The 12187-nt window shown below is 53.2% G+C and carries 10 protein-coding genes and 1 tRNA gene; 3 read left to right on the top strand and 8 right to left on the bottom strand.

Features of this window, described 5'->3' with window-relative positions; translation table 11 throughout:
* Positions 1 to 71: 71 nt before the first annotated feature.
* From MIH18_RS05055 to MIH18_RS05030, 6 genes are all read right to left on the bottom strand, one after another.
* Complete coding sequence (locus tag MIH18_RS05055; protein WP_249008299.1) at positions 72 to 833, bottom strand: M15 family metallopeptidase; 762 nt, start codon at positions 831 to 833, stop codon at positions 72 to 74.
* A gap of 4 nt (positions 834 to 837) precedes the next feature.
* Positions 838 to 2115, bottom strand: coding sequence for a TRAP transporter large permease (locus MIH18_RS05050; protein ID WP_249014068.1), 1278 nt, complete (start codon positions 2113 to 2115; stop codon positions 838 to 840).
* Positions 2112 to 2603, bottom strand: coding sequence for a TRAP transporter small permease (locus MIH18_RS05045; protein ID WP_249014067.1), 492 nt, complete (start codon positions 2601 to 2603; stop codon positions 2112 to 2114). The genes MIH18_RS05050 and MIH18_RS05045 overlap by 4 nt, the downstream gene beginning before the upstream one ends.
* Before the next feature lie 80 nt (positions 2604 to 2683).
* Positions 2684 to 3715 (bottom strand): TRAP transporter substrate-binding protein DctP, encoded by a 1032-nt coding sequence (gene dctP / locus MIH18_RS05040; protein WP_349292905.1) that lies wholly within the window; start codon positions 3713 to 3715, stop codon positions 2684 to 2686.
* A 129-nt stretch (positions 3716 to 3844) separates the two neighbouring features.
* Positions 3845 to 4771, bottom strand: a complete 927-nt coding sequence (locus tag MIH18_RS05035; protein WP_249008303.1) for a LysR family transcriptional regulator — start codon at positions 4769 to 4771, stop codon at positions 3845 to 3847.
* 438 nt (positions 4772 to 5209) lie between these two features.
* Positions 5210 to 5286: transfer RNA gene (locus MIH18_RS05030), tRNA-Arg, on the bottom strand.
* Between the two features lie 98 nt (positions 5287 to 5384).
* On the opposite strand from MIH18_RS05030, the gene MIH18_RS05025 reads away from it, so the two are divergent.
* Both MIH18_RS05025 and MIH18_RS05020 read left to right on the top strand, forming a co-directional pair.
* Positions 5385 to 6098 (top strand): TIGR04283 family arsenosugar biosynthesis glycosyltransferase, encoded by a 714-nt coding sequence (locus tag MIH18_RS05025; RefSeq protein ID WP_249014066.1) that lies wholly within the window; start codon positions 5385 to 5387, stop codon positions 6096 to 6098.
* The gene (locus tag MIH18_RS05020; protein ID WP_249014065.1) at positions 6088 to 6729 is read left to right on the top strand and encodes a TIGR04282 family arsenosugar biosynthesis glycosyltransferase; all 642 of its coding nucleotides are present in this window, start codon (positions 6088 to 6090) and stop codon (positions 6727 to 6729) included. The genes MIH18_RS05025 and MIH18_RS05020 overlap by 11 nt, the downstream gene beginning before the upstream one ends.
* Positions 6730 to 6758: 29 nt before the next feature.
* Here the strand turns inward: MIH18_RS05020 and MIH18_RS05015 are convergent, their stop codons facing one another.
* Together MIH18_RS05015 and MIH18_RS05010 are read right to left on the bottom strand one after the other, a co-directional pair.
* A complete protein-coding gene (locus tag MIH18_RS05015; RefSeq protein WP_249014064.1) occupies positions 6759 to 9689 on the bottom strand; it encodes an insulinase family protein in 2931 nt (976 codons plus the stop codon).
* 1 nt (position 9690) lies between these two features.
* Positions 9691 to 9990, bottom strand: a complete 300-nt coding sequence (locus tag MIH18_RS05010) for a hypothetical protein (protein WP_249008319.1) — start codon at positions 9988 to 9990, stop codon at positions 9691 to 9693.
* 174 nt (positions 9991 to 10164) lie between these two features.
* On the opposite strand from MIH18_RS05010, the gene MIH18_RS05005 reads away from it, so the two are divergent.
* Positions 10165 to 12150 (top strand): SDR family oxidoreductase, encoded by a 1986-nt coding sequence (locus MIH18_RS05005; RefSeq protein ID WP_249014063.1) that lies wholly within the window; start codon positions 10165 to 10167, stop codon positions 12148 to 12150.
* Positions 12151 to 12187: the final 37 nt, after the last annotated feature.

The raw sequence follows: 12187 nt of genomic DNA, 5'->3' as shown, positions 1-12187 counted from the left end.
TTCTATTTTGGTTGATGTCCGAGATCATTGAACCACTTCATAACTACACTGGGCTGGTGTTCGTTACACAATTATCCCAGCTGTTTACTCCAGCGATTTTCAATGGTGTCCAGCTCGGCTGGGCCGTAATGGGCGTGATCATGGGCTCCATAATAAGCCCATAGTTGATCGCCAAAATCGTAGTGCCACCACTCGCTGGGTAGGTTGGTGAAGCCCTGCTGATGCATGGAGTGGTAAAGCAAGCGGCGATGATCCCGCGCTTTTTGTTGCTGCGGCGTCAGTGTTTTCAGTTGCTCGAAATAGTCGCTGTGGGAGGCAGGCAGTGCCTCGTCAAACAAAGTGCCCATATCTAAAGGCAAACCATCGGCATCGCATAGCGTGACATCGACGGCGCCGCCGGTGAGGTGAGGGCTGGGAGCTAAAGGGTCGCGGCTTGGCACTGACACAAATTCTCTTGTTTGTTCAAGCAGAACTGCTTCGCTGAGGCTAGGTTGTTGGTGTTGGATTGCTTCATGCAGGGTATCGAATAAATACTGCTGTACCTGCCATGGGCGCCAACCGTCCAGAACGATGATACCTATACCGTCGGGTAAGCTGCGCGCTGCTGCTAGCAGAGCCCGATAGACACCTTCACGCACAAAACACTCCTGTACTGCACCAGGAATGCCCATCCGAGCGTAGGCGGGAAACACCTTGACGGGTGCAGGGGCGAGACTCATCGGTACCAGGCGCTCACCGTTATCTTTAATGGGCGCGCAGCGCAACTGTTCCCAGCACGGGGCTGAATAACTGGGTATAGATGGCAAGGCATTCAATAGTGTATTTAAAGGCATTGTCTTATCCAAACAGGGTAGGGAGCCACAGCGTTAGCGGTGGGAAAAGGATTAGTAGAATAAGTACCGCAATAGCCGTTAGCACAAAGGGCCAAATGGTTCTGAACAGTGAGACAATCTCAAGCCGACTAACGGCCGCGGCCACGAAAACGCAGGCGCCCAACGGCGGTGTTATTAAGGCAATCGTAATATTCAGAGTGATGATGACACCCAGATGGACGGGATCGATTCCTGCCATCATTGCCACGGGCGCAAAGACTGGCGTTAGTAACATCAACGCCGACACTTCCTCCATAAACATCCCCGTGAAGAAGGTGATAACGCTGAGCATTAATAAAATGACGACGCCATTGTCCACATAGGGAGAAAGCAGTGACACGAATTGCGCTGGAACCTGAGCATACGAGAGTAGCCAGCTAATCGTAGCGGAAGCCGCCATAATCAGAAAAATCGCAGAGGTTAGGCGTGCCGTATCAACGATAGCTTTCCAGCATTCCTTCAAACGTAACCCACCGAGAAAAATACCGCACAAAGCGACATATAGTGCTGTCAACGCTCCAGATTCTGTAGGGGTGACAAAACCAAACACAATGCCAGCAACGATAATGAAGGGAGCGATAAGCGCGGGTAGGGCCGCTAAAAACGCTACTCCAAGCTGGCCGAGCGATGGCAACTTGCCACTTTTTGGCAATCGATGGCGCCAGGCATACCAAGCGTTCATTCCCATGAATGCAACACCTAGCAAGAGACCAGGTATAACGCCCGCCAGAAAAAGATCCCCCACCGAGGTGTTCGTTAGTGAGGCGTAGAGAATCATAAATATACTGGGCGGAATGATCGGACCTATCAACGAGCTGCCCGCGGTCAATCCAGCCGAAAACGCCCTTGAGTATCCTTCCTTCTCCATAGCGGGTACTAAAAGCGAACCGAGTGCCGACGTGTCGGCCACCGCTGAGCCATTAATGCCCGCAAAGAAAACACTTGAAACGACGTTGACGTGTCCCACGCCTCCCCGTAAGTGCCCAACCATCAGGCGTGCCAGCCCCATCAAACGTTCCGTTAACCCACTGACGTTCATCAGATTACCGGCGAAGATGAATAGCGGAATAGCCATCAGGGAAAACACATTAATACCGCTAAAAAACTGCTGAGGCATCATCCGTGGAATCATCGAGGGATCGACAAACAAAAAACCGACTATCGCCGTCGTAATCAATGCGATGAATAAAGGAAGGCCCAGCAAAACGTGGATAAGAAAAACAACCAGCATGCTGAGAATCATATCTGGTCCTCTATGGATTTGAGGGGCGCAGGTCCGTAGAGAAGCACATGCCACGCCAGTAATAAAAAGCCAAAGGGCAACGAAAGCAGTGGCACAGTGCGGCTAATGCCAAGCCCGGACGTGGTAAACATGCTGACCGATAGCGCATAGCGGTAGCTTACCCATGCTGCACCCACGGCTATTAGCAGAGTAAGCAGCCATTGATACAGATTCAGCAAGCGAGCGAATGGAGCTGGAAGCAGTTTTTCCAGGAGACCGACGCGCATGTGGCCTCCTTCCGACCAGACCGCACCAGCCGCGATCATGACGGTGGCTATGATCAAGAAGCGAGAGAGCTCATCTGTCCATATGGGGGCGCCACCCGCTATGTAGCGTGCAAAAACGCCAAACAAAATGGCCGCAACATTGAGGGATAATAAGACCCCTGCCAGGGTTAGGGTGGACGGACAGCTTTTAGCCAGTAGGCGGGATCGAAGCTTATTGAGCATTGCAGCATTCCATGAAGCACAAAAAAATAGAGGGCTGGCGAGGCACCAGCCCTCTGCCGTGGCAAAGGTATTAACCGTTGTTAGTCGACCAGACCGTTCATGCCCGCATCTTTCAGCGCCATATCAATCCAGCGTTGCTCAATGTCACGCTCTTTTAGCCATTTAAGATAGGCGGGCTGGCCAATGTTGCGAAAAGCAGTCAGGTCTTCTTCAGAAGGGCGAATAACTTCCATGCCTTGCTCTTCCAGAAAAGCAATCCGCTTTTCAACCTGGTCCTCATTATGCTTTCGGGCATTATGGTTAGCCTCGGCGACGGCTTCCATAAAGGCGTTGCGAACCTCGTCGTCCCAATTCGCAATCATCTCGCTATTGCCCACTAGGAATTGATCGGAGTACTGAATGTTCGCAAGAGTCAGGTATTTTTGCACTTCATGAAGGCTGGCCAGGGCAATGTACATTGGCGGGTTCATTTGGCCGTCAGCTACACCCGTCCGCAGGGCCATATAAGTTTCGGTCCAGGGGATGGGTGTGCCGGATGCCCCAAATGCCTCATAGAGCGCAACCTGGCTCGGGTCCATGGCGCGGAAACGCAGGCCTTGAAAGTCTTCAGGGCGGCTGATGGGTTTTTTATTGTTGGTAAACGCCAAAAAGCCGCCTTCTTCCACGACGGCCAACATATCGATACCGGCACGCTCCTGCAGAACATCGCCGACTCCCTGCCAATACTTGCCGTCATCGAAAAAGCTACGTGCCGCAGCAAAATCGTCGAACAGGAATGGAATGGCGCTGACGAAGATTTCGTCGACGAGAGGTGAAACTCCAGCAAAGGAGGCTACGTTGAGCGACGGTGTGCTCATAGTCTGCTCCATGCGCTCCTGCTCTTCTCCCAGCATACTGTTGGGATACAGCGCCAGCTCAAGCTGGTTGTTGGTTTTTTCTTCAACCAACTCTTTTAGATTAGTGGCGAAAACGTGAACGGCGTTCTTTTCTAGGTCAGGGGCTCCGTTGTAGCTCAGATTAATTTTGGTTGCTGCAAGGGCATTTCCAGCCATTAAGGCGGAGCCAATTAGGCAAGCTGAAATGAGTCGCTTGGGTGAAAATTTTGGTGTCATCATAGTAAGTTTCCTGTTTTATTGTCATTAGTTGCGAGGTACTACGTGCGAGCACACAGATTTATCAGGGATGCCTGTCAGAAGATTAGGTGTTGAAGTGTTGACTATGCAATACCTAAAGTGTGGACTTTATTGCAACAGTCGAGGTGCGTCGGCCGAGAAAAAACGCATTCCTTTTTGTAAATGATCGATACAGGCGGCTGACGCTATCGTTAACTCTTGGCCCTTTAGGCTCACAATCTGCGCTCGGGTATCGTTCATAACAGAATATTGCATAGGTAGCGTGAAAATTTCTCCACGGTTTATTTCATCGATTACTGTGAGCTCCGGCATAAACGTAACTCCGATTCCTGAACGGACGAAATTTTTTAAAACGGATACAGAGTTTGTATGTAGGCGAGCTTCAAGGTGAACGCGCTCTTGGTGAGCCGCCATATTGACCATTTGTCGCATACCGAAAGGATTATCCATTAACGCAAGGGGCCAATTTTTTAGATCATTCAGCGTCACAGGGCGATTCAGTTCCGTTAGCGGGTGACTAGGAGGCACGATGACATCGAGTGGCTGGCGCGTTTCCACATGACAGAAAAACTGTGGATCTACCGGTGGTGCATAAAGTAGCGCTATATCGACTTCACGATCTTTGAGCAGCGACATCGCATCATTAACACCTGCCATGCGGATTTCTACATTAATACCTGCAAAAGCCGACATGAAAGTGCCCAAAGGTGCGGCAATTAAGTCAGCGATAAATCCTTCCCCCACGGCAATGCGAACTTCCCCTTTTACCAAGTTTTGAAGTGCCATGAGTTGGGAAAGTACGGCTTCTTCTGAAGCCCGCTGGGTATGGAAATGATGAACAAGTAGTTGACCTGCTGCGGTCGCCCGCATTCCACGCCCGTGCCGCTCACACAGTCGGGTATCCAACTCTTCTTCAAGTGCTTTTAATTGACGGCTAACGGCGGAAGCATCGACATTCAAGAAGGCCGCAGCGCGCCTTATGGATCCGCGGCGAATGACTTCGTTTAGGTAGGTTAACGCACGCTGGCTAAGCATAAAAAGTGCCTGTTTTGGGTTTCAGATACGCGTTACTGTCAGAAATTGTTGAAGCACTTTAGAGGAACCAGCACCGTGCAGGCGCCACATCAGGCCTTTAACAATTACATCTGTACCTAAAAATAGCGAGTAATCGCTTCTGACACATAACGTTGTAGCAAACGGCTCAGGAAGAAGGTGATCGGTGCTATGGCGCTTATATTGGAGGGGCTCCCGCTGGTATCTCGGAATATTTCAGCATTCGGAGAGCCATGGACCGTGGGTGGTAAGATCTCTAACCAGGCCGTAAACCAGGTTCCAAGCCCCTCGATTCGCTGTTGCTCAGGCAAGAGCAGAATCTGCGACCTAAAGCTCAGGAGGGGTTGAAAGTTTTTTCATGTTTTTGATATCAGTACAAGACAGTCAGAAATAAGGGAATTCGAACCGACTACCTGAAGATGGTGCCCTCGGCAGGACTCGAACCTGCTACCTTCCCCTTAGGAGGGGGACGCTCTATCCAGATGAGCTACGAAGGCGTAATGCCAAGAAGGGCGGTATGATAACGGGCTGAGGCGCGTGGCTCAAGGCCTTGCGCGGGTTGTTTATTCTTGGAAGCGGCGCGATTAATACTTTAATGACGGATTTGAAAGCGGATGTAAAGCTGAGTGTGATTGTGCCGGTATGGAATGAGGCTACTGCGATTGGGGCTTTGTTGCAGTCGCTGCAGCTGCTTCAGGCCCAAGGCCACGAGGTGATTGTGGCGGATGGCGGCAGCACCGATGGTACGCAAGGCTTGGCCCGGCTTGTGTGTGACCAGTTGGTGAGTGCGGAGTTGGGTCGGTCGGCACAGATGAATGCCGGTGCTGCGGTTGCCCAGGGTGACGTGTTGTTATTTTTGCATGCGGATACGATGTTGCCTGCGGATGCCGTGCAGCAATTGCAGGCATTTTTGCCAACGCCGAACGCGTGGGGGCGATTCGATGTACGTTTAAGTGGCTCGCGGCCGCTGTTTCGTGTGATTTCCTGGTTTATGAATAAGCGTTCGCGGTTGACCGGTATTTGTACCGGCGATCAGGCGATGTTTGTACGCCGCGATACCTTTGAAGCCCTGGGCGGTTTTTCACTCCAGCCGTTAATGGAAGATGTTGAGTTGTCGCGGCGTTTACGCGATGTGTCGCGTCCTTTCTGCGTGCCAAGCCCGGTAACGACAGACAGTCGGCGCTGGCAACAACAAGGCGCCTGGGCAACGATTGTGCTGATGTGGCGGCTGCGCTGGCGTTATTGGCGCGGTGAGTCTGCTGAGTCTTTGGCCCAAGCCTACCGATTGGATGTGCGTAATGCCCAATAATGAAAACAACTCTGACCAGCCGCTGGTCATGCAGTTCGCCAAATGGCCTGAAGCTGGCAAGGTAAAAACCCGTTTAATACCCGCACTGGGCGAGCAGGGGGCTCTGGCGGCGCACTGCGAGTTAACCTTGGCGGTGCTGGATAATTTGCTGGCGACGGCTTTTCCGCTGCAGCTCTGGTGGGACTGTGATCGTGCGCCCCCGCCAGAAGCCGCTGACGTGATGAAAAAGTTGCAAGGGCAATGCGTACAGCAGCGTTTTCAGAGCGATGGCAACCTTGGTGATCGCATGGCCGCGGCTTTGTGTGGTGCTCTGCATAGTCATAAATACGCCATAATTGTCGGCAGTGATTGCCCGTCAGTGGATGCAGCTCATGTTCTTCTGGCCGCTGAAAAGCTGACTCACGTTGATGTGGTGTTGGGGCCGTCGGAAGACGGGGGCTATGTGTTGATTGGCGCGCGTAAGGTAGTGCCTGGCATGTTGGATGGCATTCGCTGGGGTAGCGAGCATGTTTTGCGGCAAACCTGTGAAAAACTGGAAAGTGCGGGGTTGAGCGTTGGCTTGTTACCCATGCGCTGGGATGTGGATGAAGCTGAAGACTGGCAGCGATTTCAGCGTGAGTTTGTTGGCTGAAATCGCTGCCTCTGTTGTTTCAAGAGCCGTTATCCCTCGGTGACTGGCGGCTGGGCTCTGAGTTTTTGCATTTGTTCGTCTGCGTTGCCGCGATTTGCTGGCGCGGTCTGGCTTGCTTCTGGGGCTTTGTTTGCACTTACGTCTGTAATCTGGCCTTCCGAAGTGACCAGTAACGCCCGCTCACGTTGTTCCAATGCGGTGCGGAAAGTGCTTTGCAATTGCGCCAGGCTGACATTTTCAATCGCTTTGACCAGTTGCTCGCGGGAGTCAAAGTTGCTGTTACCGCGGTCAATTTCCTGCCAGAAGCGCCCGGAGATATCGCCCAGCTGGCGGTCTTGTTCCAGTATGCCGCTGATAACAGCCTGCTTTTCCTGCTCCAACTCTTTGCTTCCAATACTTGCCAGGGCACTGGCGAAGCTTTCCATAAACTCGTCCACAGCGGCATCAATAGCCTGCGGGTTGGTGTCTGGAGATTGCACGACTAACGCGAGCGCCGGGGTTTCCAGCATTTCGAATGATGTTGCGTAAACGATGTAGCCCAGTTGGCGCTGGGTGCGAATGTTCTCGTAGAACGGGCTGCGGATAATCTGAGTTAGTAGCCGATACTGCGCGCGCTCTGCCAGGCTGCTATTCGGACCTTGCAGGTACAAGGTGTAGCCGGCATCCGGGTGGCTTATGTCCAGATTCACGCGTGTTTCGCCTGCGGGAATCTGGCGTATGCGGCTGCGTTCTACGCTCGTGTACTGGCTGTCGGCCATGATCAGAGCCCGTGCCTGTTGGGCCATGTTCAGCGCAGACGCGGCGCTGAGGTTGCCGTGAACCAGCATGACAGGGTCCAGGCCGGTCATTAGCTGTTGCTGGAAGGCTTGAAGGTCATTCAGGGTGACTTCTTGAGCAGCTTTTAGCTTGTCTTTGGTCTGCCAGGCGCCCTGCAGAAGTGCGGTTTGAATATAGTCGGCAATCTGTTCACTGGGAGGATTACGGGATTCATTCATCAAGCTGTCCACAAGGTTCTGGCGCGCGATGTCAAAGCGTTGCTGGGTCAGTTCCGGGTCGGCTACCTGTTGTAAAATCTGGCCCAGCAGCGTGTTGGCTTGGTCGCTGTAGCCACCCACTCTCAGTGTTAACCCACGCAGATGGGGGTAAATGCTGTAATCCAGCCCGGCCAGGTGCGCGGAATAGGCCCAGGCGTTCAAGTTGGTATTCAGGGCGTCGGTTAGCAATCGCAGCAGTACAGCGTTGCGGGCGGACTCCAGCGGCATAGGCGTGCGCAGGCTGAGGTATACGTTGGCTTTGGGAGTGCCGAAGTGGGTATCGCGGGCGTACCACAGTTCAATGTTGCCATTATTACTCGCAATACCATCAGCGCTCAGCAAGTGCTCGGGCTGGGTCATGGTGTTGCCACTGAGCATGGCAAGGTTTTCCGGTATGAAGGGGTTGGCTTGCGGCAGCGCAAGCTGGCTGGCAAGAGCGACGTTGGCGGGTTGGTTCAATTGTTGAGCACTTAGGGGTTCCTGTTGCCACTGGGTGTTATACCACTGCGTAGCGCGAGCCTTGCCCAGATCGGGCTCGGGTTGCAGCACAAACAGCAGAAGGTTGTCGGTGGTGAGTTGCTCAAGAATCTCGCGGTACTGGTCGGGGGCGTAGCTTTCCATCAACCAGGGCGCGCGCAGGATGTCGGCTGCTGGATAGAGTTGCAGTTGCCCGGCCAGGCGCATTACCTGGTGTACGGGATCGCTTTTTTCGTTAAAACGGAAATCGATGTCGGCCAGTTTGCGCATTTCTTCAAAACGTTGCTCGCTGATGCCATCTTTGCGCACTTTATCGATGTAGGCGAACACCAGAGGAAGGATGGTGTCTTGTTGCTCCAGACCTTGTTTGGTGAGGGCCATGGAGATTTCCAGTGTGGCGCCATCGCCGGTGTCCATTCCCAGGCCCGCCGACAGGCTTTCGGTCAGGCCCGCACGTTTCAACACGTCAAACAGGCTACCAGGGCCTTCATGGCCTAGCAGGTTGGTCACGTAGCGCTCTGGCTTGGTACGGTATTGATCCTGTTGTGAAGCAATAGGGAATACCAGGGACATATTGCGGATGTCTTTCAGCGACGCTACGGTCACTTTTGTGGGTAGTTGCTTACGATCAACCAAAGGCGCGCTGTGGCGCTTCTGTGTCAGGTTGCGGTCTTCGATAGCCTCAAAGCGGCCACGCACCAGTTGTTCCAGGCGATCCAGCGATTGCGGTCCGTAAACGGCAAGGTTCATCAGGTTGGCCGAGTAGTGCTGACGCCAGAATGTGACCAGGTCTTCACGTAACGGCCTTTGTTCGCTATTTTCCAGGGTGGTCAGGTTGCCCACGGCAAACTGGTGAAAGGCGTGCTCGGCAGGCGTAACCGCTTTGCGAACTGAAAAAAAGCGGCGGCCGTCTTCTTTGAGTTTGGAGCTGTATTCGGAATGCACGGCGTTGCGTTCGCGATCTACCAGTTCGGCTGTGAACAGGGGTGCGGAGAACTGCTGGGCGAAACGGTCCAGAGCCGGCTCGAGAAATTCGGCTTGTACGTCAAAGAAGTAGTTGGTGTCCTGAAACGCGGTAAAGGCGTTGTGGCTGCCGCCGTGGCTGGCGATGAACTGCTGGTACTCGCCGGGTTCCGGATATTTTTCGGTGCCCAGAAACAGCATGTGTTCCAGGAAGTGAGACAGGCCCTCGCGATCGGCGGGGTCGTCGCCGCTGCCAACGGCTACATTCAAAGACGCGGCGGCCTTGTCTGCACTTTTGTCCGACACCAGTAACACTCGCAGGCCGTTATCTAATTGTAAATAACGATACAGGTTGGCGTCATTGGGGCTTTTCGTCGGTTCCTGCGCGGCAAGGCTCAATGAACTGGCGACTAACAGACATAAGAACGTCAGGGCTGCAGGCCAGAATGGGTTTCGGCGTAATGGGCGCGTCAGGGCAGGCGTCATTTCAGTGAATCCTTGTTTTGCCGTGGGTCTGTGGTTGCTGATTTAAGGTTTTGCGCGCCAGGTCGGCGGCTTTGTCTGCGCTGAGTTCGCCAGAGGCAATGCGTTCCAGTACTGTTGCCATAACCGCAACAGTCTGGCGCTGGCTTTTGAATTCGGTTTGAAACGCGGTGTCTATGGCTTCGTAAACGGCCTGAATTTTCTGCTCCCGATCACCCGCTTTGGCGGCGGTGTCGTTGATGGCTTTCAGGCAGGCGCGCGCGATGGCAATGTAGCGCTCGGCGTTGGGGTTTTTCTGGGACATGAAGTCATTCCAAACAACAGATACGATGGATAACAGACGCGGGTGTGCGTCGAAAGTTCCTGATTATCGCATTGATGGTCATGGGTTGCTAAAATCTCAATGCTTTGGGCCTTTATACGCAAATACTGCTATAACTTATTTTTACAATGACGTAACAATTAGGGCGGATACTGCATGAATTATTTTGTAACAGGTGGCACCGGCTTTATCGGTCGATTTTTGATCGCCAGGTTGCTGGCGCGTGGTGCTATCGTTCATGTACTGGTGCGTGAGCAGTCGGTGCAAAAGCTGGCGGATTTGCGGGAGAAGCTGGGCGCTGATGAAAAGCAGATTAAGGCGGTGGTCGGTGATTTGACGGCCCCGGGCCTTGGCCTTGATAAAAAAACATTGAAGCAGCTGAGTGGAAAGATTGATCACTTTTTTCACCTGGCGGCCATTTACGATATGTCTGCCAGTGAAGAATCACAGCAAGCCGCCAACATTGATGGCACTCATGCTGCCGTGGCCGCAGCCGAGGCGCTTGGGGCCGGAACTTTTCATCACGTGTCGTCCATCGCGGTAGCAGGTCTGTTTAAAGGCACCTTCCGTGAAGACATGTTTGCAGAGGCCGGTAAGCTGGACCACCCTTATTTCAGCACCAAACACGAGTCTGAGCGGGTGGTGCGCGACGAGTGCAAGTTGCCGTTCCGCATTTACCGCCCGGGAATGGTGATTGGTGACTCCGCTACTGGTGAGATGGACAAGGTCGACGGACCTTATTACTTCTTCAAGATGATTCAGAAGATTCGTGGCGCGCTGCCCCAGTGGGTGCCCACCATTGGTCTTGAAGGGGGCCGCCTGAATATTGTGCCGGTGAATTTTGTGGCTGATGCGTTAGACCATATCGCTCACCTGCCAGGCGAAGACGGCAAATGTTTCCATCTGGTGGATTCTGACCCGTACAAGGTAGGTGAAATACTCAATATATTCTGTGAGGCGGGCCACGCACCCAAAATGGGTATGCGTATTGATTCGCGCATGTTCGGATTTGTGCCACCGTTTATTCGCCAGAGCCTGAAAAATCTGCCGCCGGTAAAGCGTATGAGCCGCGCTCTGCTGGATGATTTGGGTATCCCTGCGTCGGTGCTTTCTTTTATCAACTATCCCACCCGTTTTGATGCCCGCGAAACCGAGCGTGTGTTGCAGGGCACCGGTATAGAAGTGCCCCGCCTGCCAGACTATGCTCCGGTGATCTGGGATTACTGGGAGCGCAATCTGGACCCCGACCTGTTCAAAGACCGCACTCTGCGCGGCACTGTGGAAGGTAAAGTGTGCGTGGTAACCGGCGCCACCTCTGGTATTGGCCTGGCGACTGCGGAAAAGTTGGCGGACGCGGGTGCGATTCTGGTAATTGGAGCGCGTACCCAAGAGACGTTGGACCAAGTGAGCGCGCAATTAAACGGGCGAGGCGCCGACGTACATGCGTATCAGTGTGACTTTGCGGATATGGACGCTTGTGACCGGTTTATTCAGACCGTTAGCGAAAACCATGGTGCGGTGGATGTGCTGATAAACAATGCCGGCCGTTCCATACGCCGCTCATTGGACAAGTCCTTTGACCGTTTCCACGACTTTGAACGCACCATGCAGCTGAACTATTTTGGTTCGTTGCGTTTGATCATGGGCTTTGCACCGGCCATGTTAGAACGTCGCCGTGGCCACATCATCAATATTTCTTCTATTGGTGTGTTGACGAATGCGCCGCGCTTTTCGGCCTATGTGGCTTCTAAAGCGGCATTGGATTCGTTTAGCCGCTGTGCCGCGGCGGAATGGTCAGACCGGCACGTTTGTTTTACCACCATCAACATGCCATTGGTGAAAACACCGATGATAGCGCCCACCAAAATCTACGATTCGGTGCCCACATTGAGCCCGGAAGAAGCCGCGGATATGGTGGTAAATGCAATTGTTTGCCGGCCCAAGCGTATTGCGACGCGGCTTGGTGTGTTCGCCCAGGTATTGAACGCGTTGGCACCCAAGGCGAGTGAAATTCTAATGAATACCGGCTATAAAATGTTCCCGGACTCCATGCCAAAAAAAGGCAAAGAGGTAAGTATTGAAAAGGGGGCATCCACTGACCAGGTGGCATTTGCAGCCATTATGCGGGGCATTCACTGGTAACAGACATTATTACGGGTAACAAAAAAGCGGCGGTGCA

Origin of the sequence: Marinobacter sp. M3C (assembly GCF_023311895.1) — a bacterium.
GTDB lineage: Bacteria > Pseudomonadota > Gammaproteobacteria > Pseudomonadales > Oleiphilaceae > Marinobacter.
Note: the sequence above shows the minus strand (reverse complement) of the source record. Positions and strands in the feature narration are given on the sequence as shown.